Here is a 22,089-nt window from a genome sequence, read left to right on the forward strand (position 1 = left end):
AAAAAATTATAGTATTAATAATATAATATCAAAGTTACTAAAAAAAATGTAATTACTTGTTAATTAAAAATGTAATTATTTTAAATTATCAGGAATTTTACAAATTGGAATAGGATTCATTTTGTGTTGGTTAACTCTGTTTAATCTTCTGAAAATTTTAAAAACTTCGGCCTCTCTTCCTGAAAAATCGGCACTAGTTTTGCCTTGGTCTATTTGTTTCATTGCCCACTCAAGCTCATCATAATTTGCTCCAATTTGGTCTTCGTCACTTCTTTCATCACCAAACAAGCCATCTGTGGGTTTAGCTTTTAAAATGCTTTCAGGTACTTGTAAATAGGTTGCTAGTAAACGTACTTCACTTTTAACTAGATCAGCAATAGGGCTAATGTCTACACCACCATCGCCATATTTTGTAAAAAAGCCTACGCCAAAGTCTTCAACTTTATTTCCAGTTCCGGCTACTAAAAATCCGTTTAATCCTGCAAAATAATATAATGTTGTCATGCGTAAACGGGCACGAGTGTTTGCTAAAGACAAATTTAATACCGATTCATTTTCACTAGAGGGAACTTGATTTTTAAAATTTTCAAAAACAGGTGTCAAATCCGCTCTTTCGTTAAAAACATTTGGGAAACGCTTTTTTAACTGGTCAATGTGCTCATTAGCTCTATTAACGTGACTTTCCGCTTGATGTATAGGCATTTCAATACATAGTGTAGGCAATCCTGTTTGGGCACATAAAGTAGATGTTAAAGCACTATCTATTCCTCCAGAAATTCCCACAACAAAACCCTTTACTTTTGCGTTAATAGCATAATCGTGTAACCATTGTACAATATGTTGGTTGATTTTTTCGGCTTGAAATGTGTTAGAATTTGTCATTTTTTATGAAAATTTATGAGTCGATAAATGTATATTTGCAAACTAATTTTGGTTCCATAAAAGTATAAAAAATACCCTATATGAAGAAATTATTATTTGCGCTTGTCATTGTTGCTTTGTGTTCTTGTAAAGAAGAAAGCAAAGTAGAGGAAGCTGTTGCAAAAATTCCAGTTGAGTTTAAAGTGGAGCGATTTGATCAAGCTTTTTATCAATCAAAACCTGAAGATTTGCAAAAAATCAAAGCGCAATATCCATTCTTTTTTCCAGAAGGAAATCCAGATTCGGTTTGGGTTAATAAGTTGAAAAATCCATTATTGAAGGAATTGTACAAAGAAGTACAAATAAAATATCCAACATTAGGTCCAATTGAATCTGATATGGAGAAAATGTTTGCCTATGTGCAGTATTATTTTCCAAAATTCAAAACGCCAAGAGTAATTACCTTAATTAATGAAGTGGATACAGATGCAAAGGCATTTTATGTGGATACTTTGGCTCTAGTCTCATTAGATTGTTATCTAGGAAAAGAACACCGTTTTTATGTCGATTTTCCTGAGTATAAAAAGCAAAGTTTAGAGTCAAATCAAATTTTACCTGATTTAGTATCAACTTTTTGTTACGGTAAAATTGCTCCTCCAGCAGACCGAACTTTATTATCAGCTATGATTTATTATGGAAAAGAATTGTATGTAAAGGATAAGTTAATTCCATTTTACTCTGATGCGGATAAAATTGGTTACACCGATTTGCAAATCAAATTTTGTCAAGCGAATGAATATTTTATGTGGAGTAATTTAGTCGAAAACAAATTATTGTTTGATTCTAATCCTAAAAATGAAATGCGATTTATAAGACCAGCGCCATTTTCAAAATTCTATTTAGAAATTGATAACCAAACTCCTGGAAGAGTGGGGCAATGGTTAGGTTGGCAAATCGTAAGAAGTTACATGGAAAATAATGAAGATGTAACTTTAGAACAATTATTAGCAATGGATGCTAAAACCATTTTCGATAATTCAAAATACAAACCAAAGAAGCAATAAATATGAAAACATCTGATATAAAAATCACCGTAGGTTTAGACGAAAATAACGTTCCAGATAAGTTATTATGGACAGCACAAGATGGTGGAGTGGAACAAGAAGAAGCTAAAGCAATGTTATTGTCAGTTTGGGATAGCAAAGCTAAAGAAACCCTTCGTATTGATTTATGGACAAAAGATATGCCAGTTGACGAGATGAAACAATTCTTTCATCAAACCTTGGTTGCAATGGCAGATACATTTCAGCGTGCAACTGCTGATGAGAAAATGTCAGATACCATGCGTGATTTCTGTGATTACTTCGCTGAAAAAATGGATTTAAAAGCATAAAAAAAGTCGCTATTATTAGCGACTTTTTTGTTTTGTTTATTTATTAAACAAATCCATTATCTTTAAAAATATCTTCATTAATTTGACCGATATATTCCAAAATTCCTTCTCTACCAATAGCTTCTAATGATGAGGTAACAAAATAAGGAGGCATTTCAGCCCAATTGCCTGCTAACAATTGTTTCTTGTAAGCTTCAACATGATTGTTGACTTTGTTTTTTCCCAATTTATCTGATTTGGTAAAAATAATCGCAAACGGAATTTCGCTTTCTCCCAAATATTCCATGAATTCCAAATCGATTTTTTGAGCTTCTAATCGAATGTCGATTAAAACAAAGGCGCAAACCAATTGCTCTCTTTGCTCAAAATAATCCATAATAAATTGTTGGAAAACGGCTTTGGTTTTCTTAGAAACTCGAGCATAACCATAACCTGGTAAATCCACTAAAAACCAATTATTATTGATTTTAAAGTGATTAATTAACTGGGTTTTTCCGGGTTTTGATGAGGTTTTTGCCAAATTTTTATGGTTCGTCAACATATTAATCAAGGATGATTTTCCTACATTTGAACGACCAATAAAAGCGTATTCAGGTAAGCGATCTTTTGGACATTTATCCACTTCTGAATTACTAATTACGAATTCGGCGGTATTAATTTTCATAGTATTCTAAAATAAAATTCCCCAAAAAGGGGAACTATTATAAATTCTTCTTTTGTAACCAATCAAACAAAATTTGATTAAATGTTTCAGGATGCTCCATCATGGCAGCATGTCCACATTTCTCAATCCAAAATAATTCTGAATTGGGTAACAATTTATCAAATTCTTCGGCAACATTTGGAGGTGTTACTTTGTCATTTCTACCCCAAATAATACATGTTGGAGTCGTCATTTTTGGTAAATCTTTTGCCATGTTATGACGAATAGCGCTTTTGGCAATTGTTAAGGTTTTAATCAATTTGATTCTGTCGTTAACTGTTGCAAAAACTTCGTCAACAATTTCCTTAGTTGCAATTTCTGGATTATAAAAAACGTCTTGCGCTTTCTTTTTGATGTATTCGTAATCACCGCGTTTTGGGTAACTTTCACCCATTCCACTTTCATACAAACCTGAACTTCCTGTAATTACTAACGCTTTTACAAGTTCTGGATACATCTTGGTAAAATACAATCCGATATGTCCGCCTAGCGAATTTCCAACAAGAATTACGTGATCAAATCCTTTATGAATAATAAATTCTTTAACAAATTTTGAAAAGGCTTTAACGTTGGTTTTTAAAATATTTTGTGTGTAAATAGGTAATTCTGGAATCACCACTTTATATCCTTTAGGAGGAAAAAAATTTGCCACACCATCAAAATTACTTAGGCCGCCCATTAAACCATGAAGAATGATTATTGGGGTGCCTTCGCCAGCTTCAAAATAGGTGTATTTTTTTTCTTTTTTTAACATAAGTTCCACTTAAGGTATTAGTTCTAATGTTTGACAAATATACTATTTTATTAAAGAATGAAAAGAAAAATTTAACAGAGTTGTTTTTAAGTTTTTACAGCTTGTAAAATGTTAGTTATCAACAATTTTATAAGTTTTTAATTTCTAAAGCAGAAAAAAGTAGCGTTTGATTTTTAAGAATAATCACTTCTCAAATCTTGATTTTGCAAATATTACTTTGTTAAAAGTGGAAAACCGAGTTTTAAAATCCAAAAACTTATTAACAAAGTGGTAGTATGTGGTAAAAAGTGGTAAATTTTTTCTAAATTTGTCCATATTCTAATCAAAAAGAAAAGTTGAAAACATTAATCGGAACATACGAGTGTAAAGTGGATGCTAAAGGAAGGTTGATGCTTCCTACTTCGCTAAAGAAACAATTAGGTTCTTTAGAGGATGGTTTCGTGTTGAAACGTTCGGTTTTTCAACCTTGTTTGGAATTATTTCCAATGGCGGAATGGAATAAAATGATGTTGAAAATCAATAAGCTAAATCGTTTCAATAAAAAAAATGATGATTTTATTAGAAGATTTACAGCAGGAGTTAAAATGATTGAGATTGATGCAACAGGACGACTTTTGATTCCGAAAGATTTAGTGGTTTTTGCTCAAATTGATAAAGATATTGTGTTGAATTCAGCTATTAATATCATCGAGATTTGGGATAAAGATAAGTACGAAAATGCGATTGAAAACGCTGTGGGTGATTTCGCAGACTTGGCAGAAGAAGTAATGGGTAATTTTAATGACGACGAAGATGGAATATCATAATCCAGTATTGTTAAAAGAAACAGTTGATGGATTGAATATTCATCCAGATGGAGTATATGTGGATGTTACTTTTGGTGGTGGCGGTCACTCGAGAGAAATTATGAGTCGTTTGGCCAAAAATGGAAAATTATTTGCTTTTGACCAAGATTTAGATGCATTGAAAAATGCAATTGACGACGAGCGATTTACTTTAATCAACGAAAATTTCAGATTCATAAAACGTTTTTTACGTTTCCACGGAATCAAGCAAGTAGATGGAATTTTAGCTGATTTAGGGGTTTCATCCCACCAATTTGATGTTGCAGAAAGAGGTTTTTCAACTCGTTTTGATGCTGAATTGGATATGCGAATGAATCAAAAAGGCGATGTCAGTGCGTATCACGTAGTAAACGAATACGATGAACAAGATATTGCTAGAGTGTTATTTGATTACGGCGAATTAAAAAACGCAAGAGCAATGGCAAATGTAATCGTAACCGCTCGAAAAGATAAAGAAATTCGAAATTCGGACGAATTAAAAAAAGTGTTGGCAAAATTTTTACCTGGACATAAAAGCAATAAAATTTTAGCTCAAATATACCAAGCCATTCGTATTGAAGTCAATCAGGAAATGGATGTGTTGAAAGAGTTTTTAGAACAATCGCTCGAGATTCTAAAACCCGGCGGCCGACTGAGTGTTATCTCGTATCACTCATTAGAAGACAGATTGGTAAAACGTTACATGCGAAACGGCATGTTTGAAGGAGAACCCGAAAGAGATTTCTTCGGAAATTTTAAAGTTCCTTTCAAAATTATTGAAAAATTAATTGTTCCTACAGAAGAGGAAATAGCATCAAACAACAGAGCACGTAGTGCAAAACTAAGAGTAGCAGAGAAAATATAACCAAACATGAAAAACGGAATCTACAGTTTACTAAAAGCAAAATTTCTTATAAGTGATGACGCTCTTAAGAACTGGAAATTCATCGTTTTTTTGGTAATCTTAGGAATGATGGCTATTGCAAATAATCATCAATACGATGCAAAAAATTATCGAATTACAGAATTGAATAATGAAGTAAAGGAATTGCGTTCTGAATTTGTGGATCGTCGCTCGGAATTGATGAAGTTAAAAATGGAATCTACTGTGGCAAAAAAAATGGAAGCTCGTAAAATTTTTCCATCTGAAGTTCCGCCTTTAAAGATAGTGGTTGAAAGTAAAGATAATAAAAAGAATTTTTGGGATAAATTAAAAATATGGCAGTAGAAGATAAAAAAATATCGTACCGCATGTATTTTGTAGCCTTCATGTTTTTCATGATGGCTGTTCTTGTATTGATAAAACTTAATAATATTCAATGGGTAGAAGGTTCTTATTACCGAAAATTAGCAAAAGAAAGAACTGTTAAAAATTTTACTATTCCTGCAAACAAAGGAAATGTATATTCGGCTGATGGAAGTTTATTGGCAACATCAATTCCAGAATATTCTATTTATTTTGATGCTGTGGCGCCTTCATCGGAACTTTTTAAAGAAAATATTAAAGCGCTTTCAGATTCACTTGCTGTGATGTTTGGAAAGTCATCAGGGCATTATCAAGCAAAATTGCAAAAAGCACGCGCAAACAAGAGTCGCTATTTATTCATTGCAAAAAAGTTAAGTTATACCGATCAAATGCGTTTGAAATCATTTCCATTATTTAATAAAGGAGCCAATAAAGGCGGATTGATTATCGAGCAAAAAATTGTGAGAGAACACCCAATCGGATTAGTAGCGAAAAGAACTATCGGTTACGAACGTTCAAATGAAGATGGAAAAGGTTTGGAATACGCTTTCCGCAATTATTTGAACGGGAAAAATGGACACAGAATGATGCAAAAAATTGCAAAAAATCAGTGGAAACCTATTAATGATGTAAACGAAAAAGAACCACAAGATGGTTACGATATTATTTCTACAATTGATGTTTATATTCAAGATATTGCGCATCACGCTTTATTAAAACAATTGGAATATTATAGCGCCGATCATGGTTGCGTAGTGGTAATGGAAACTAAAACAGGTCATGTTAAAGCCATCTCAAATTTGGGAAGAGCTGAAGATGGTTCGTATTATGAAACACAAAATTATGCTATTACTGAATCGCATGAGCCAGGTTCGACTTTCAAGTTGATGGATTTGATTGCGGTTTTAGATGATAAAAAAGCAGATACGAGTACTATTTATGATTCAAAAGGTGGTAGAATTCAATATTACGGAAGATCTGTTAAAGATTCTAATGGTAAAGGTTACGGAAAAATTTCTCTAGCAAGAGGGTTTGAGTTGTCATCCAACACCGTTTTAGTACAATCGGTTTATGAAAGTTATAAAAATAATCCAAAACAATTTGTAGATAGAATCAATAGTTACGGATTAAACAAACCTCTTGGTTTACCAATAAAAGGTGAAGGAACTCCAATTATTCCGCAACCAGGAACAGATAGATGGTCGGGAGTAGCATTGCCTTGGATGGCTTTTGGTTATGGATTATCCGTTACACCATTGCAAACCTTGACTTTATACAACGCAGTTGCTAATGACGGAGTAATGGTAAAACCCATTTTCGTTAGCGAAATAAAAGAATGGAATAAAACCATCAAAAAATTTGATACACAAGTTATCAATCCGAAAATTTGTTCTCAAGAGACTTTGAATAAAGTTCATGCCGTTTTAGAAAACGTAGTAAAAAAAGGAACTGGTTCTAAATTGTATTCCAAAGATTTCTCAATGGCAGGAAAAACAGGAACAGCTCAGGTAAATTATAAAGATAAGTCACAGTTGTATTACGCATCTTCTTTTGTAGGATATTTTCCGGCTGATAAGCCTAAATATTCATGCATCGTAGTAGTTCACAAACCAAATGTTGCCGCTGGATATTATGGAGCGGATGTTGCTGGGCCTGTTTTTAAAAGAATCGCACAAAAAATATTTACCGATTCTCCTTCAATGAATCATGTTAAAAATATAGATGCAAAAGTAATTTCAGAAGAAAATAAATACGCAGAATATTATAAAAAAGTTGTTGCAGAAGAGCTAATTGTTCCAAATGTGAAAGGAATGGACGGAATGGACGCTGTAGCCTTATTAGAAAATTTAGGATTAAAAGTAAAAGTTATTGGTGTGGGAAGAGTTAAAAAACAATCCTTAACATCGGGACAAGCTTTTAACAAAAATCAAACCATCATAATCGAATTATCTTGAAGCAATTAAAAGACATATTATATAAAGTACACATTGAAGCAGTTCATGGAACTACCGATGTTACTGTTTCAAAAATTGAATTCGATTCGAGAAAAATTGAATTGAACGATGTTTTTGTAGCTATCAGAGGAACACTTTCTGACGGTCATGATTATATTGAAAAAGCACTAAGTCTAGGTGCTATTGCGGTAATTTGTGAAGAATTCCCAAGTGTAATTGTAAACGGTGTTACTTATATTAAAGTAAAAGATTCTAACGAAGCGTTAGCGTTTTTAGCAGCTAATTACTACGAAAATCCTTCTGAAAACATAAGATTAGTTGGTGTAACAGGAACAAATGGTAAAACTACAATTGCTTCATTATTATACCAATTATTCAAAAAAGCTGGTTATAAAGTTGGTTTGTTATCAACCGTTAAAATTATGGTTGACGAACAAGAATTTAAAGCAACACATACCACTCCAGATTCTTTAACGATTAATAAGTTTCTAGATTTAATGGTTCAAGAAGGTTGTGAGTTTTGCTTTATGGAAGTGTCCTCGCACGGAGTTCATCAAAAAAGAACGGAAGCTTTACGTTTTGAAGGTGGCGTTTTCACCAATTTATCACACGATCATTTAGATTATCACAATACGTTTGCTGAATACAGAGATGTGAAAAAAGCATTCTTTGATAGTTTGACTAAAAATGCTTTTGCTTTAACGAATATAGATGATAAAAACGGAGCTGTTATGCTTCAAAATACAAAGGCTAAAAAATTAACTTACGCTTTAAAATCCTATGCCGATTACAAAGCGCAAATTTTAGAAAATCAATTATCAGGATTGTTATTAAAAATCAACGATAATGAAGTTTGGGTAAAATTAATTGGTTCTTTCAACGCTTATAATTTATTAGCTATTTACGGAGTAGCAGTTGAATTAGGAATCGAAAAGACAGAAGCCTTACGCTTACTTTCCGAATTAGAAAGTGTTTCTGGACGTTTTCAATTTATAGTTTCCGATTCTAAAATTACAGCAATCGTAGATTATGCTCACACACCTGACGCACTAGTAAATGTATTAAAAACGATAGAAGATATTCGCACTAAAAACGAACAATTAATTACAGTTGTAGGTTGTGGTGGTGATAGAGATAAAACGAAGAGACCAATTATGGCCAACATCGCTTCATCAATGAGTGACAAAGCCATTTTTACATCCGATAATCCAAGAACCGAAAATCCAGAAACGATTATCGAAGAAATGGAAAAAGGAGTAGAGCCTCAAAATTTTAAAAAAACGGTTTCTATTTTAGATAGAAAACAAGCTATTAAAACCGCTTGTCAATTGGCAAATCCAAACGATATTATTCTTATCGCTGGAAAAGGTCATGAAACGTATCAAGAAATTAACGGAGTCCGTCATGATTTCGACGATTTACAAATTGTAACTGAGTTATTACAACAATTAAACAAATAAAAGCCAATAATTAATCTTTAAAACTAAGCAAACAATATGTTATACTACATCTTTCAATACTTAGACAAAGCCTTTGATGTTCCTGGAGCGGGAGTGTTTCAATACATTACTTTTCGCTCGGCATTAGCTTTTATTTTGTCCATATTAATTGCTACGATTTATGGAAAAAAAATCATCAACTATTTAAGAAATCAGCAAGTAGGTGAAACGGTTCGTGAACTTGGTTTAGAAGGTCAAACCGCTAAAGCAGGAACGCCAACAATGGGAGGAATTATTATCATTTTGGCGACTTTAATTCCGGTTTTGTTATTGGCGAAGTTGAATAACATTTACATTATTTTATTGATAATGACCACGCTTTGGATGGGAACTATCGGTTTTATTGATGATTATATTAAAATTTTCAAGAAAGATAAACAAGGTTTAAAAGGAATTTTCAAAGTTATTGGGCAAGTTGGTTTAGGTTTAATCGTTGGAACCGTTTTGTATTTGAGTCCAGATGTAACAGTTCGTAAAGACACTTTAACATCAAGAGTTAAAATTGAAAACAATATCAAACCAGCGGATTTAGAAGAAAAATCAACGGCAACAACAATTCCATTTTTTAAAAATAACGAATTTGATTACGCGGAAGTATTATCATTCATGGGTGATGATTACAAAGATTATGCTTGGTTGATTTTCATTCCAATGGTAATTTTAATCATCACAGCAGTTTCAAACGGAGCCAATTTAACAGATGGAATAGATGGTTTAGCCGCAGGAACTTCCGCAATTTCGGTACTAACGCTCGGATTGTTCACTTTCGTTTCAGGAAACATCATTTTTTCCGATTATTTGAACATTATGTACATACCAAATGCTGGTGAAATGACGGTTTATATCGCAGCATTTGTTGGAGCTTTAGTTGGATTTCTTTGGTACAACGCTTATCCAGCATCAGTATTCATGGGTGATACAGGAAGTTTAACAATTGGAGGAATAATCGCTGTAATTGCAATATCAATCCGTAAAGAATTATTAATTCCAGTTATCTGCGGAATTTTCTTAGCTGAAAATTTATCGGTAATGATTCAAGTGAGTTATTTCAAATACACCAAAAAAAAATACGGAGAAGGAAGACGAATTTTCCTAATGTCGCCATTACATCACCACTATCAGAAAAAAGGCTATCACGAAAGTAGAATTGTAACACGCTTTTGGATTGTGGGAATTCTGTTAGCAATTTTCTCACTCGTTTCTTTAAAATTAAGATAAGATGCGATTGGTAGTTTTAGGCGGAGGCGAAAGTGGAGTAGGAACCGCCATATTAGGCAATAAAAAAGGATACGATGTTTTTGTATCGGATTTTGGAAAAATAAAAGAAAATTATAAAGAAGTTCTTACCATTAATGGGATCGATTGGGAAGATGAAAAGCACACAGAAGAATTAATTCTGAATGCCGATGTAGTAATGAAAAGTCCAGGAATTCCCGAAAAAGCACCGATTGTTAAAAAGCTAATCGAAAAAGGAATTCCAGTTATTTCTGAAATCGAATTTGCCATTCAATTTACCGATGCAACAACAGTGGGAATTACAGGAAGTAACGGAAAAACAACCACAACGCTTTTGACGTATCACTTGTTAAAACAAGGTGGCTTGAATGTCGGTTTAGCTGGAAATATTGGAAAAAGCTTCGCTTGGCAAGTGGCCGAAAACAAGCACGATATTTATGTGTTAGAATTGAGTAGTTTTCAGTTAGATGGAATCATCAACTACAAACCACATATTGCGATTTTGATCAACATCAGTCCAGACCATTTGGATCGATACAATTACGATTATAGTTTGTACATCAATTCAAAATTTAGAATTACAAAAAATCAAACAGAAGCCGATTATTTGATATATGACAATGAAGACGAAGCGATTCAAAATTGGTTAAAGAATAACAAAATTAAAGCAAATAAAGTTCCTTTTTCATTAACAGGAAAACCTGAAAACGACGGAGGATTTATAGAAGATAACAAGATCAACAGTACTATTAAAAACGAATTATTTACTATGCCAATCAACGAACTAGCACTAGAAGGAAAGCACAACATTAAAAATGCAATGGCAGCAACTGCTGTAGCGCAATTGTTGAACATTAGAAAGCAAACTATCAGAGAAAGTTTAACTAATTTCCAAGGAGTAGAGCACCGATTAGAAAAAGTATTAAAAATTCAAGGAGTCCAATATATCAACGATTCTAAAGCTACGAATGTAAATTCGGTTTTTTATGCTTTGGATAGTATGACCACGCCAACCGTTTGGATTGTAGGGGGTGTTGATAAAGGAAACGATTATGATGAATTAATGCCGTTAGTTCGAGAAAAAGTAAAAGCTATTGTTTGTTTAGGAGTTGACAATACAAAAATTATCAATGCATTTAATAATGTAGTAGATGTTATGGTGGAAACAACTTCCATGTCTGAAGCAGTTCAGTTAGCACAACGTTTGGCAGAAAAAGGTGAAAGTGTGTTATTGTCACCAGCATGTGCAAGTTTTGATTTATTCGAAAACTATGAAGACAGAGGTAGACAATTTAAACAAGCAGTTCACAATTTGTAACAATAAGCAATAAACAATAAAATGTTCGATATCATTGGTAAATTAAGAGGAGATAAAACCATTTGGGCTATAGTTTTTCTATTAGCTCTAGTCTCTTTTTTACCTGTTTATAGTGCTAGTACCAACTTAGTTTATGTTGTGGGTAACGGAACTACGATAGGACATTTGTTTAAACATGCGGTTCATGTATTATTGGGATTTGGAATCATTTATTGGATTCATAAAATGCCTTATCACTATTTCAAAGCGTTATCTATTTTTGGAATTCCTTTAGTGGTTTTGTTATTGGTTTATACTTTGTTTAAAGGAACAGAAATTGGTGGTGCAAATGCTAGTCGTTGGATTCAAATTCCGTTTGTAGGGGTGAGTTTTCAAACTTCTACTTTAGCCTTTATAATATTAATGGTTTATGTAGCTAGATATTTAGCAAAAGTAAGTGATAAAGAGTATTCTTTTAAAGAATCTTTTTTGGAATTATGGATTCCTGTTGGAGCGGTTTTGGCATTGATTTTACCAGCCAATTTTTCAACAACAGCTTTAATTTTCGCAATGATTTGCATGTTAATTTTTATTGGTCAATACCCTTTAAAGTATTTAGGGATTGTTTTAGCAATGGGATTCTCCGCACTACTTTTGTTTATTTTATTAGGCAAAGCTTTTCCAGATAATAAATATTTCAATAGGGTTAATACTTGGGAAAAGCGTATCGAACGTTTTACAAAAGACACGCCAAACGAAGATGATTACCAAATTGAAAAAGCAAAAATCGCTATCGCTTCTGGTGGAGTAATTGGATTAGGAGCTGGAAAAAGTGTTCAGAAAAATTTCCTACCGCAGTCTTCTTCTGATTTTATTTTCGCCATTATTGTAGAAGAATGGGGATTAGTTGGAGCGGTAACTATCATCGGATTGTATTTATTATTGTTAATTCGATTTGTTATCAATGCTCAAAAGGCTACTAGTTTATTCGGAAAATTATTGATTATTGGTCTTGGTTTTCCAATCATATTTCAAGCATTTGTAAATATGGGTGTTGCTGTCGAGTTGTTACCAGTAACAGGTCAGCCTTTGCCGTTGATTAGTAGTGGAGGAACTTCGATTTGGATGACATGTATTGCTGTCGGAATTATTCTAAGTGTGACCAAGAAAGAAGAAGAAGTAGCATTAGATTTAGAGGAAAAACGCAAACGTGATGAGGCTTTACAGCAAATTATCGATGCGCAAGTGGCTTTGAATGAAGAGAAAGATGCCGATGAAAATCAGCAAAAAATAAACGATATTAAAAGTTCGATTAGAGAATCTTTAATCGAAGATGAAAACGGAGATGTGTTAGTAAACGGACAAAATCCAATGAACGCAGTTTTAAATAAAAAATAATGAAAAAACCAAGATTCATAATAAGCGGAGGCGGAACAGGCGGACATATTTATCCAGCCGTTGCGATTGCGAACGAATTAAAATCTCGTTTTCCTGAAGCGGAGTTTCTTTTTGTAGGTGCCAAAGATAAAATGGAAATGCAAAAAGTGCCTCAAGCGGGTTATGCGATTAAAGGATTGTGGATTTCGGGAATTCAACGAAAATTAACTTTAGATAATGCGATGTTTCCATTCAAACTGCTTTCAAGTATGTGGAATTCATTCCGAATTATCAAAAGTTTCAAGCCTGATGTAGTAATTGGAACCGGAGGTTTTGCCAGCGGTGCTGTTTTGAAAGTGGCTTCAATTTTGGGAATTCCAACAGTAATTCAAGAGCAGAATTCGTATCCTGGAATCACGAATAAATTATTAGCTAAAAAAGCGAATAAAATTTGTGTTGCTTACGAAAATTTGGAACGATTTTTTCCAAAAGATAAAATGATTTTAACTGGAAATCCAGTACGTCAAGATTTGATTAATGAAGCAAACAAAAGTGAAGCTATCGCTTATTTTAAATTAGATGCAAATAAAAAAACATTGTTGGTTTTAGGCGGAAGTTTAGGTGCTAGAAGAATCAACCAATTGATTGAAAAAGAATTGGATTTTCTATTGAGTCAAAATATTCAAATCATTTGGCAATGCGGAAAATTATATTTGAATGATTACTCAAAATATAATGAAAAAGAAAACGTTCAAGTAGTAGCTTTTATTGATAGAATGGATTTGGTTTACGCTGCTGCAGATGTTGTAATTTCGCGCTCAGGAGCATCATCCGTTTCGGAATTATGTATTGTAGGAAAACCAACGATTTTCATTCCGTCACCAAATGTTGCCGAAGATCATCAAACGAAAAACGCTAAAGCAATTTCAGATAAAAACGGAGCTATTTTGATAAGAGAATCAGAATTAGAAACGCAATTTGAAACGGTTTTTTCCGATTTAATTTCAAGCGAAAGTAAGCAATCGGAATTAAGTCAAAACATAAAAAAATTAGCACTGCCAAACGCAACAAAAGATATTGTTGAAGAGATAATAAAGCTAATAAAATAATATTTCAAGAGCAAGTTCAATTACAAGAACAAGCTCAATAAAAAAGTAAATAATAAAAGTTTGAAATTGAATTTTGAACTTGAAATTGAATTTGAGAATGAATCTAAATCAAATACATAACGTTTATTTCATAGGCATCGGAGGCATCGGAATGAGTGCTCTTGCTCGCTATTTTCAATACATTGGAAAAAAAGTAGTAGGTTATGATAAAACACCAACGCAGTTAACCGATGAGTTACAAGCTGTAGGTTTAGAAATTCATTTTGAAGATAATATCAATTTAATTCCAACCGATTTTTATGTTGAAAATACATTGGTAATCGTAACGCCAGCCGTTCCAGTTTCACATTCCGAATGGAATTATTTCATCGAAAGAGGATTTACTATTAAAAAGCGTGCTGAAGTTTTAGGAATTATAACGAAAGATACCTATTGTTTCGCTGTTGCAGGAACGCACGGAAAAACAACTACTTCAAGTATTTTAGGTCACGTTTTATATGAGAGTGGTGTAGATGTTACGGCTTTTTTAGGTGGAATTGTCGAAAACTATAATTCCAATTTAATTGGTTCTGGAAAAACGGTTACGGTGGTGGAAGCAGATGAATTTGATCGTTCGTTTTTGCATTTGCATCCAAACGTTTCTTGTGTAACTTCTATGGATGCGGATCATTTGGATATTTATGGAGATGCAGCAAGCATTGAGGAATCATTCAGAGAATTTGCAGCCAAAACGCCAAGCGAAAATTTATACATAATCAAAGGATTGCCATTAGAAGGAAATACTATCGGAGTTAATAACGATGCTGATTTTTCGGCTCAAAACATCCGAATTGAAAACGGATTTTATGTATTCGATGTGAAAACACCAACCGAAGTAGTTAAAAATGTAAAATTTGGCTTACCAGGTCATCATAATTTGACGAATGCTTTGTTGGCATTTGCAATGGCGAAATCGTATGGTGTTTCAAATGAGAAGATAATTAATGCTTTAGCAAGTTTTAAAGGAGTAAGAAGACGTTTTTCGTTTCAAATTAGAGAAGAAAAATTAGTTTATATTGATGATTACGCACATCATCCAACCGAAATTAACGCGGTGCATCAAGCGGTTCGTGAATTGTATCCAGGTAAAAAAATCATTGCGGCTTTTCAACCTCATTTGTTCAGTAGAACGAAAGATTTTGTGGATGGTTTTGCAGAAAGTTTAAGTCAATTCGATGAGATTTTATTATTAGAAATTTATCCAGCTCGCGAGTTGCCAATGGAAGGTGTAAATTCGACTTGGTTGTTGAATAAAATTAATAATCCAAATAAGAAATTAGTCAACAAAGACCAGTTGTTCACCGTTTTTGAAAATTCTGATGCCGATGTGTTTGTAACGATTGGTGCGGGTGATATTGGTGAGTTAGTAAAAGACCTAAAAAAAGCGCTTCATGAGAAGAATTAATTGGCATACTATTCGCTTGGTGTTAATCATTTTTATTATGATTTTCTTGTACTCTTTTTCGTCAAAAAGAAATAGTCAGCGTAAAATCAGTAAGATAGACATCAAATTTGAGTCGAATGAGAATATGTTTTTAACACATGAAATGGTTAATAACTTGTTAATACAAAATTTAGGAGGTACTTCATCAATACAAAAAGATAAAGTAGATTTGAATACTTTAGAAACTGTTCTCGATGATCACGAGATGATTGAAAAAGCACAAATTTTTTCAACAGCAGACGGATTTCTAAATATGCGTATTACTCAAAAGACCCCTATCGTAAGAGTTATTACTGATGTTGATAGTTACTATCTTGATTCAAAAGGAGATAAAATATCATTATCGGAAAATTTTTCGGCACGTGTTCCGCTGGTTGTCGGCGCAATAAGTGAAGAAAATTGTAAGTCATATTTGAAGTTGTTTAACGAAATCAAAAATGATGATTTCTTAAGCAAAAAAATTACGGCGGCTAAGATTATGCCTTCTGGAAATGTGGTATTAACCAACAGAAGTTATGATTATAAGATAGTATTTGGAAAACCAAAAAATGAGGAAAGAAAGCTAAAGAATTACAAAGCTTTTTACCATCAAGCTATTAAAGATACATTGATAAAAAATTATAAAGAAGTAAACTTGATGTTTATTCAACAAGTGGTTTGTAAGAAATAAATGAAGTTATGAACAAAGACAACATTGCAGTAGGATTAGACATTGGTACAACTAAGATTGTAGCAATGATAGGAAAGAAGAATGAATACGGTAAGCTTGAGATTCTCGGAGTAGGAAAATCAAAAAGTTTAGGTGTTCATAGAGGTGTTGTAAATAATATTACACAAACCATTCAATCAATTCAGCAAGCGGTTACCGATGCTGAAAACGATTCAGGTTATAAAATTAATGATGTTGTGGTGGGTATTGCAGGACAACACATCCGTAGTATTCAACATAGTGATTATATCAGTCGCCCAAATGCAGAAGAAGTAATAGGTGATGCTGATATTGATACGCTTATTGGGCAAGTGCACAAATTAGCGATGTTGCCAGGTGAAGAAATTATTCACGTGTTGCCACAAGAATTTAAAATCGACGGTCAAGCCGAAATTAAAGAGCCTATCGGAATGTACGGTGGAAGATTAGAATCTAGTTTTCACGTAGTGGTTGGGCAAGCGGCATCGATTCGCAATTTAGGAAGATGTATCAAAAGTGCCGGATTAGAATTGTCTGGATTAACATTAGAACCATTAGCTTCGGCTGATGCAGTATTGAGTCAGGAAGAAAAAGAAGCAGGAGTTGCTTTAATTGATATAGGTGGTGGAACAACCGATTTAGCCATTTTTAAAGATGGAATCATTCGTCATACAGCTGTTATTCCTTTCGGAGGAAACGTTATTACGGAAGATATTAAAGAAGGATGTTCAATCATCGAAAAACAAGCGGAGTTATTGAAAACTCGTTTTGGTTCTGCTTGGCCAGGAGAAAATAAAGACAACGAAATTGTTTCTATTCCAGGTTTAAGAGGTAGAGAACCAAAAGAAATTTCGTTAAAAAACTTGTCAAAAATTATTCACGCTAGAGTTGTGGAAATTATTGAACAAGTATATGCTGAAATTAAATTGTACGGACACGAAGATCCTAAGAAAAAACTAATTGCAGGTATTGTATTAACAGGAGGTGGAGCGCAATTGCAACACATTAAACAGCTAGTAGAATACATTACTGGAATGGATACTAGAATTGGTTATCCAAACGAGCATTTAGCTGGAGATTCAGACGAAGAATTGTCAAGTCCATTATATGCTACAGCGGTTGGTTTAGTAATGAATAGTATTAGAAATAATACCAAAAGTGCTACTCCGTTTGTAGAAATGAAAAAAGAAGAACCAGTGGTGGTTCGCCCTCAAGTAGTGGTGGAAGAGCCAATTGCTGATGAAGAAAAAGAGGAGCCAAAAGCAACTCAACCTATCAAACACGAAACAACTGATGACAAAATCAAGCGTTCGTTTTTTGATAAATACATTGATAAGATTAAAGAATTTTTAGATAACGCAGAATAAAAGGAGATACTATGTCAGAATTTGGAAACATTTCATTCGATTTACCAAAAAACCAATCTAACGTAATCAAAGTGATTGGCGTTGGTGGTGGAGGTAGCAATGCCATTAACCACATGTTTAAACAAGGTATTAAAGGTGTTGATTTTGTAGTTTGTAATACTGATTCTCAGGCATTACAAAATAGTCCTGTGCCAAATAAAATTCAGTTAGGTGTTAGCTTAACAGAAGGTTTAGGAGCTGGTGCTAATCCTGAAGTAGGTCAACAGTCTGCTATTGAAAGTATTGCCGAAATTGAAAAAATGTTGGACAGCAATACCAAAATGGTTTTCATCACCGCAGGAATGGGTGGAGGAACTGGAACGGGTGCGGCTCCTGTAATTGCGCAATTGGCAAAAGAGCGCGACATTTTAACAGTAGGTATTGTTACAATTCCTTTCCAATTTGAAGGAAAAGTTCGCTCTGAGCAAGCGTTAGCTGGAGTAGAACGTTTACGTAAACAAGTAGATTCTTTAGTTGTTATCAATAATAATAAATTACGTGAAGTGTATGGAAACTTAGGTTTCAAAGCAGGTTTCTCTAAAGCGGATGAAGTATTAGCAACTGCATCAAGAGGAATTGCTGAAGTAATTACACACCACTATACACAAAATATCGACCTTAAAGATGCTAAGACAGTATTGTCAAATAGTGGTACTGCTATCATGGGTTCTGCAACTGCGTCAGGACCTGAAAGAGCAAAACAGGCGATTATGAGTGCTTTAGATTCTCCATTATTGAACGATAACAAAATTACAGGTGCTAAAAATGTATTGTTGTTAATCGTTTCTGGAACAGATGAAGCGAATGAAATTACAATCGATGAAATCGGAGAAATCAATGATTTCATTCAGTCTGAAGCGGGTTACAATGCAAACATCATTATGGGTGTTGGTGAAGAAGAAGCTTTAGGTGAAGCTATTTCGGTAACAGTTATCGCTACAGGTTTTAACATTGAGCAACAAGCTGAAATCGTAAATACAGAACCAAAGAAAATTATTCATTCGTTAGAAGATGAACAAAAAATTGTTCACGAATTAATGAATAAAGCTGCTTCAAACATTACGGTTAATAACCCAATTTTTGAAACTCCAAAAGTAGAAGAAATTAAAGCGGATATCATCAATCCTATTTGTGACGAAGTGGTAGAACAAAAAATCGTTTTCACTTTAGAAGAAGAAGTAGAGGATCCAAAGTTTGAAATTCATACTCCAGTTGCTCCAGCTATGGATTTAGTTCCAACTTCTGAGTTGATTAAAAATATCGATGTTACATTTGAAGTAATAACATCAAATGTAGCACCTACATTCGAAATCATAACACCACAAATCAGAGAAATCGAAGTAAAAGATCCTGAATTTGTAGTAGCTAAAGAAGAAGAAATCAGTTTTTCATTCGATTTATTTGCTACTAAAGAGGAAACTGTGGTTCAAGAAAATACAATAATTTTCGAATTAACTCCAGAAACACGTCAAATGGAAGTGAAAGATCCAATTAATGTGGTTCCAGTTACGGAAGTAAATCAAAACGGAATTATCAAATATTCGTTAGAAGATTACTTGGAAAAAGAAGAAGAATTAGTAGTTTCAAAGCCTATTGAAGTTGTTAGCGAGCCATTAGATGAGGAGTTAAACTTCACCATGAAAACAAGCGTTCAAAAGTTTGAAGATGCAGCTCAATTAGATAACGTATCTCCATTAGAGATGTCAATCGAAGAAACATTAAAATTCAGAGCCGAAGAACGTAAAAGAAAAATGAAAGAATTCAATCATAAATTCAACAACAATGCACAAATTGATGAATTTGAAAGAATTCCAGCATACAAAAGAATGGGGTTAGATGTTGCATCACAACCTAACAACAACAGCAATCAGTCTAGAATTTCACTAGGAATCGATAGTAACGATGATATTCAACTTCGTTCAAACAATTCGTTCCTTCACGATAATGTAGATTAATCTATTACAAACTAACCTACCCATTAAAACCCGAAGAGCAATTTTCGGGTTTTTTTATTACTTTTGCAATACATTTAAAAAACAAAAATTCACAAACAATAAACATAAATATATGAGTTTAGAAGCAAAAATCATGGACCACATGAAAGAAGCCATGAAAGCAAAAGATAGTGTAGCTTTAGAAGCGCTAAGAGCTATTAAATCGGCAATTATTTTAGCTAAAACAGAAGCTGGAGCAGGAGATGGTTTGTCAGAAGATCAGGAAATCAAAATGTTACAACGATTAGTTAAAATGCGTAAGGATAGTGCTGAAATCTTCACCACGCAAAACCGTCCTGATTTAGCAGAACCAGAATTAGCGCAAATTGCTGTAATTGAGAAGTTTTTACCAGCTCAGTTATCAGAAGCTGAAGTAGAAGCAATCATTGCTAAAATCATTGCAGAAACTGGTGCTTCAGGGATTGCTTCAATGGGTAAAGTCATGGGATTAGCAACAGCTCAAATTGGAGGACAAGCAGAAGGAAAATTAATTTCTGGAATTGTAAAGAAATTATTGGTTTAAATAAGAAGAAAGAACAAAGATAAAAGAGCAAAGATTGAGGTCTTTATTTTTTCTTCATTGCTCTATTCTCTTAAAAAAGGCTTCGTAGTTCAACTGGATAGAATATCAGATTTCGGCTCTGAGGGTTGCAGGTTCGAATCCTGCCGAGGTCACAAATAAACGTCAAGATTTCTTGACGTTTATTTTTTTTAAACACATTATTTTTACGTTATTTGTAAGATAGTCTCAAACAAATGAATCCTCCACCTGTAGAACACGAATTATTTTTAGCTGATTACATTGGAATGTTTATAGTGGTAGCGCCTTTTGCAACAATATTTTTTGTTTTTGCATTTTATGTTACAGAGATTGTGTATTTGCGAAATTACAAAAAGCCATTAGTTGTATTTGCTAATTTGAATTTTTTAAAGTTAAGCGATTCTAGAAAGCATATTTTAACTTCTAATTTTCATTTTTATAATAGATTAAAGCCTAAATACAAGCGTTATTTTGAACACCGAGTAGCTAAGTTAATTTTTCATTACAATTTTGAAGGAAGAGATATTGAAGTTACAGAAGAAATGAAAGTAACTATTTCTGCAACTTATGTGATGTTAACCTTTGGAATGCGTGAATATTTGAATCCGCTTTTTAAAAGAATTGTCATTTATCCAGATATTTACTATTCGTCTCAAAATGATAATTACCATAAAGGTGAATTCAATCCAAGAATGGAATGTATTGTTTTTTCGTGGAAACATTTTAAAGAAGGAATTGATATTACAAATGATAATCTGAATTTAGGATTGCATGAGTTTACACACGCTTTTCATATTTATGCCTTAAAAAGTGATAAAGCAACTTTTGTATTATTTAATGAATCACTTCAAAATTTATTCCGAGTAGTTTCAAAACCGGAAGTAAAACAGCGTCTAATTGAATCTGGTTTTTTACGTGATTATGCTTACGAAAACCAATTTGAATTTGTAGCAGTATTGTTAGAATATTTCTTTGAATCTCCAGAAGAATTTAAACAAAAATTTCCTTCTATCTTTTTGAAAGTGAAGCATATGATTAATTTTAATGAAAAATATTTCATTTCAGAATAGTCTTTTGTTTTCTGACATATATCATGTTTTGATGCTTAATTATTGAGTAACTTTATGTCAGTATAAACTCAAGGTCATGAAGTCGCTTCATAATCAATTTTAATTTTTAAATTCTTTTACAGAAAAGCGATAACATAAGTGACATTAACATTTAAAACTTACACTTATGAAACAAAAGGTTCCTGTGTCAACAATAATGACAAAAAACGTAGTAAAGTTAAATTTATCAGATGATTTAACTAAAGCCGAAATGCTATTTAAAAAGCATCACATACGACACATTCCTGTTGTTTATAGTAACAAAATTGTAGGGATGTTAAGTTATACCGATCTTTTACGAATCTCTTTTGCTGATGCAATTGATGACGAGGATGATGTAGATACAACAGTTTATAATATGTTTACCGTAGAACAAGTTATGGCTAAAAAAATAGTTTCTATCTCTCCTGAAACAACAATTAAAGAAGCAGCCGAGATTTTAGCTAAAAAAGAATTTCATGCACTTCCTGTTTGTGAAGGTGAGTTATTGGTAGGGATAATTACGACAACAGATTTAATTAAATATTTGATAAATCAATACTAATTTTGTAATAAATATAGTAATATTAGAAATAATTATTATTTTTATATCATTAATGTCCGATAAAAAATAA

21 protein-coding genes and 1 tRNA gene are annotated in these 22,089 nt (G+C 33.1%); 19 read left to right on the forward strand and 3 right to left on the reverse strand.

The genetic code is table 11. The features are described from left to right. Window positions 1-75: 75 nt before the first annotated feature. Window positions 76-882, reverse strand: a complete 807-nt coding sequence (gene nadE / locus B4I81_RS07060) for an NAD(+) synthase (protein ID WP_291109119.1) — start codon at window positions 880-882, stop codon at window positions 76-78. Between the two features lie 80 nt (window positions 883-962). Here nadE and gldB point away from each other — a divergent pair, with 80 nt between their 5' ends. Both gldB and gldC read left to right on the forward strand, forming a co-directional pair. Then, window positions 963-1,925, forward strand: a complete 963-nt coding sequence (gene gldB / locus B4I81_RS07065) for a gliding motility lipoprotein GldB (RefSeq protein ID WP_291109121.1) — start codon at window positions 963-965, stop codon at window positions 1,923-1,925. A 2-nt stretch (window positions 1,926-1,927) separates the two neighbouring features. After that, the gene (gene gldC, locus B4I81_RS07070) at window positions 1,928-2,254 is read left to right on the forward strand and encodes a gliding motility protein GldC (protein ID WP_111566049.1); all 327 of its coding nucleotides are present in this window, start codon (window positions 1,928-1,930) and stop codon (window positions 2,252-2,254) included. Between the two features lie 43 nt (window positions 2,255-2,297). On the opposite strand, the gene yihA is transcribed toward gldC, so the two are convergent. Then, entirely contained in the window at window positions 2,298-2,918 is a 621-nt protein-coding gene (yihA, locus tag B4I81_RS07075; protein WP_291109124.1) for a ribosome biogenesis GTP-binding protein YihA/YsxC, read from the reverse strand. Window positions 2,919-2,955: 37 nt separating this feature from the next. After that, the gene (locus B4I81_RS07080) at window positions 2,956-3,711 is read right to left on the reverse strand and encodes an alpha/beta fold hydrolase (protein WP_414655094.1); all 756 of its coding nucleotides are present in this window, start codon (window positions 3,709-3,711) and stop codon (window positions 2,956-2,958) included. 335 nt (window positions 3,712-4,046) lie between these two features. On the opposite strand from B4I81_RS07080, the gene mraZ reads away from it, so the two are divergent. From mraZ to B4I81_RS07165, 17 genes are all read left to right on the forward strand, one after another. Further along, a complete protein-coding gene (gene mraZ / locus B4I81_RS07085) occupies window positions 4,047-4,517 on the forward strand; it encodes a division/cell wall cluster transcriptional repressor MraZ (protein WP_291109128.1) in 471 nt (156 codons plus the stop codon). After that, entirely contained in the window at window positions 4,492-5,400 is a 909-nt protein-coding gene (gene rsmH, locus B4I81_RS07090) for a 16S rRNA (cytosine(1402)-N(4))-methyltransferase RsmH (protein ID WP_291109130.1), read from the forward strand. The genes mraZ and rsmH overlap by 26 nt, the downstream gene beginning before the upstream one ends. Before the next feature lie 6 nt (window positions 5,401-5,406). Further along, window positions 5,407-5,763 carry an FtsL-like putative cell division protein gene (locus B4I81_RS07095; RefSeq protein ID WP_291109132.1) on the forward strand — a complete coding sequence of 119 codons (357 nt, stop codon included), beginning with the start codon at window positions 5,407-5,409 and terminating at the stop codon, window positions 5,761-5,763. Next, the gene (locus B4I81_RS07100; protein ID WP_291109134.1) at window positions 5,754-7,736 is read left to right on the forward strand and encodes a penicillin-binding protein; all 1,983 of its coding nucleotides are present in this window, start codon (window positions 5,754-5,756) and stop codon (window positions 7,734-7,736) included. Before B4I81_RS07095 ends, B4I81_RS07100 begins: the two co-directional genes overlap by 10 nt. After that, window positions 7,733-9,196 (forward strand): UDP-N-acetylmuramoyl-L-alanyl-D-glutamate--2,6-diaminopimelate ligase, encoded by a 1,464-nt coding sequence (locus B4I81_RS07105; RefSeq protein ID WP_291109136.1) that lies wholly within the window; start codon window positions 7,733-7,735, stop codon window positions 9,194-9,196. The genes B4I81_RS07100 and B4I81_RS07105 overlap by 4 nt, the downstream gene beginning before the upstream one ends. 36 nt (window positions 9,197-9,232) lie before the next feature. Beyond that, a complete protein-coding gene (gene mraY, locus B4I81_RS07110; protein ID WP_291109138.1) occupies window positions 9,233-10,453 on the forward strand; it encodes a phospho-N-acetylmuramoyl-pentapeptide-transferase in 1,221 nt (406 codons plus the stop codon). Window position 10,454: 1 nt separating this feature from the next. Further along, on the forward strand, window positions 10,455-11,789 hold the full coding sequence (murD, locus tag B4I81_RS07115) for a UDP-N-acetylmuramoyl-L-alanine--D-glutamate ligase (RefSeq protein ID WP_291109140.1): 1,335 nt from the start codon (window positions 10,455-10,457) through the stop codon (window positions 11,787-11,789). A gap of 21 nt (window positions 11,790-11,810) precedes the next feature. After that, window positions 11,811-13,166 (forward strand): FtsW/RodA/SpoVE family cell cycle protein, encoded by a 1,356-nt coding sequence (locus B4I81_RS07120; protein ID WP_291109142.1) that lies wholly within the window; start codon window positions 11,811-11,813, stop codon window positions 13,164-13,166. Continuing rightward, window positions 13,166-14,254 (forward strand): undecaprenyldiphospho-muramoylpentapeptide beta-N-acetylglucosaminyltransferase, encoded by a 1,089-nt coding sequence (gene murG, locus B4I81_RS07125; protein WP_291109144.1) that lies wholly within the window; start codon window positions 13,166-13,168, stop codon window positions 14,252-14,254. The genes B4I81_RS07120 and murG overlap by 1 nt, the downstream gene beginning before the upstream one ends. 97 nt (window positions 14,255-14,351) lie before the next feature. Next, window positions 14,352-15,698 (forward strand): UDP-N-acetylmuramate--L-alanine ligase, encoded by a 1,347-nt coding sequence (gene murC, locus B4I81_RS07130; protein ID WP_291109146.1) that lies wholly within the window; start codon window positions 14,352-14,354, stop codon window positions 15,696-15,698. Further along, entirely contained in the window at window positions 15,685-16,407 is a 723-nt protein-coding gene (locus B4I81_RS07135; RefSeq protein WP_291109148.1) for a cell division protein FtsQ/DivIB, read from the forward strand. Before murC ends, B4I81_RS07135 begins: the two co-directional genes overlap by 14 nt. A gap of 8 nt (window positions 16,408-16,415) precedes the next feature. Next, window positions 16,416-17,792: a cell division protein FtsA gene (gene ftsA, locus B4I81_RS07140; protein WP_291109150.1), complete on the forward strand. Its 1,377-nt coding sequence runs from the start codon at window positions 16,416-16,418 to the stop codon at window positions 17,790-17,792. Between the two features lie 11 nt (window positions 17,793-17,803). After that, window positions 17,804-19,786 carry a cell division protein FtsZ gene (gene ftsZ / locus B4I81_RS07145; RefSeq protein WP_291109152.1) on the forward strand — a complete coding sequence of 661 codons (1,983 nt, stop codon included), beginning with the start codon at window positions 17,804-17,806 and terminating at the stop codon, window positions 19,784-19,786. 112 nt (window positions 19,787-19,898) lie between these two features. Beyond that, window positions 19,899-20,348, forward strand: a complete 450-nt coding sequence (locus B4I81_RS07150; protein WP_291109154.1) for a GatB/YqeY domain-containing protein — start codon at window positions 19,899-19,901, stop codon at window positions 20,346-20,348. Between the two features lie 78 nt (window positions 20,349-20,426). Beyond that, window positions 20,427-20,500 (forward strand) — tRNA-Arg (locus tag B4I81_RS07155). Window positions 20,501-20,581: 81 nt separating this feature from the next. Next, window positions 20,582-21,436, forward strand: coding sequence for a zinc-dependent peptidase (locus B4I81_RS07160; protein ID WP_291109156.1), 855 nt, complete (start codon window positions 20,582-20,584; stop codon window positions 21,434-21,436). 166 nt (window positions 21,437-21,602) lie between these two features. Continuing rightward, window positions 21,603-22,019, forward strand: coding sequence for a CBS domain-containing protein (locus B4I81_RS07165; RefSeq protein WP_291109158.1), 417 nt, complete (start codon window positions 21,603-21,605; stop codon window positions 22,017-22,019). Window positions 22,020-22,089 lie beyond the last annotated feature (70 nt).

This window comes from Flavobacterium sp. UBA6195 (genome assembly GCF_002422095.1).
Lineage (GTDB): Bacteria > Bacteroidota > Bacteroidia > Flavobacteriales > Flavobacteriaceae > Flavobacterium.

Excerpts from the sequence above, each read along its gene's own strand:
- ftsZ (WP_291109152.1), top strand. The coding sequence starts at position 17,804 with ATGTCAGAATTTGGAAACATTTCATTCGATTTACCAAAAAACCAATCT.
- gldB (WP_291109121.1), top strand. The coding sequence starts at position 963 with ATGAAGAAATTATTATTTGCGCTTGTCATTGTTGCTTTGTGTTCTTGT.
- B4I81_RS07160 (WP_291109156.1), top strand. The coding sequence starts at position 20,582 with ATGAATCCTCCACCTGTAGAACACGAATTATTTTTAGCTGATTACATT.
- B4I81_RS07120 (WP_291109142.1), top strand. The coding sequence starts at position 11,811 with ATGTTCGATATCATTGGTAAATTAAGAGGAGATAAAACCATTTGGGCT.
- murC (WP_291109146.1), top strand. The coding sequence starts at position 14,352 with ATGAATCTAAATCAAATACATAACGTTTATTTCATAGGCATCGGAGGC.
- ftsA (WP_291109150.1), top strand. The coding sequence starts at position 16,416 with ATGAACAAAGACAACATTGCAGTAGGATTAGACATTGGTACAACTAAG.
- B4I81_RS07150 (WP_291109154.1), top strand. The coding sequence starts at position 19,899 with ATGAGTTTAGAAGCAAAAATCATGGACCACATGAAAGAAGCCATGAAA.
- nadE (WP_291109119.1), bottom strand. The coding sequence starts at position 882 with ATGACAAATTCTAACACATTTCAAGCCGAAAAAATCAACCAACATATT.
- murD (WP_291109140.1), top strand. The coding sequence starts at position 10,455 with ATGCGATTGGTAGTTTTAGGCGGAGGCGAAAGTGGAGTAGGAACCGCC.
- B4I81_RS07165 (WP_291109158.1), top strand. The coding sequence starts at position 21,603 with ATGAAACAAAAGGTTCCTGTGTCAACAATAATGACAAAAAACGTAGTA.
- rsmH (WP_291109130.1), top strand. The coding sequence starts at position 4,492 with ATGACGACGAAGATGGAATATCATAATCCAGTATTGTTAAAAGAAACA.
- gldC (WP_111566049.1), top strand. The coding sequence starts at position 1,928 with ATGAAAACATCTGATATAAAAATCACCGTAGGTTTAGACGAAAATAAC.
- B4I81_RS07080 (WP_414655094.1), bottom strand. The coding sequence starts at position 3,711 with ATGTTAAAAAAAGAAAAAAAATACACCTATTTTGAAGCTGGCGAAGGC.
- B4I81_RS07095 (WP_291109132.1), top strand. The coding sequence starts at position 5,407 with ATGAAAAACGGAATCTACAGTTTACTAAAAGCAAAATTTCTTATAAGT.
- B4I81_RS07100 (WP_291109134.1), top strand. The coding sequence starts at position 5,754 with ATGGCAGTAGAAGATAAAAAAATATCGTACCGCATGTATTTTGTAGCC.
- yihA (WP_291109124.1), bottom strand. The coding sequence starts at position 2,918 with ATGAAAATTAATACCGCCGAATTCGTAATTAGTAATTCAGAAGTGGAT.
- murG (WP_291109144.1), top strand. The coding sequence starts at position 13,166 with ATGAAAAAACCAAGATTCATAATAAGCGGAGGCGGAACAGGCGGACAT.
- mraY (WP_291109138.1), top strand. The coding sequence starts at position 9,233 with ATGTTATACTACATCTTTCAATACTTAGACAAAGCCTTTGATGTTCCT.
- B4I81_RS07135 (WP_291109148.1), top strand. The coding sequence starts at position 15,685 with ATGAGAAGAATTAATTGGCATACTATTCGCTTGGTGTTAATCATTTTT.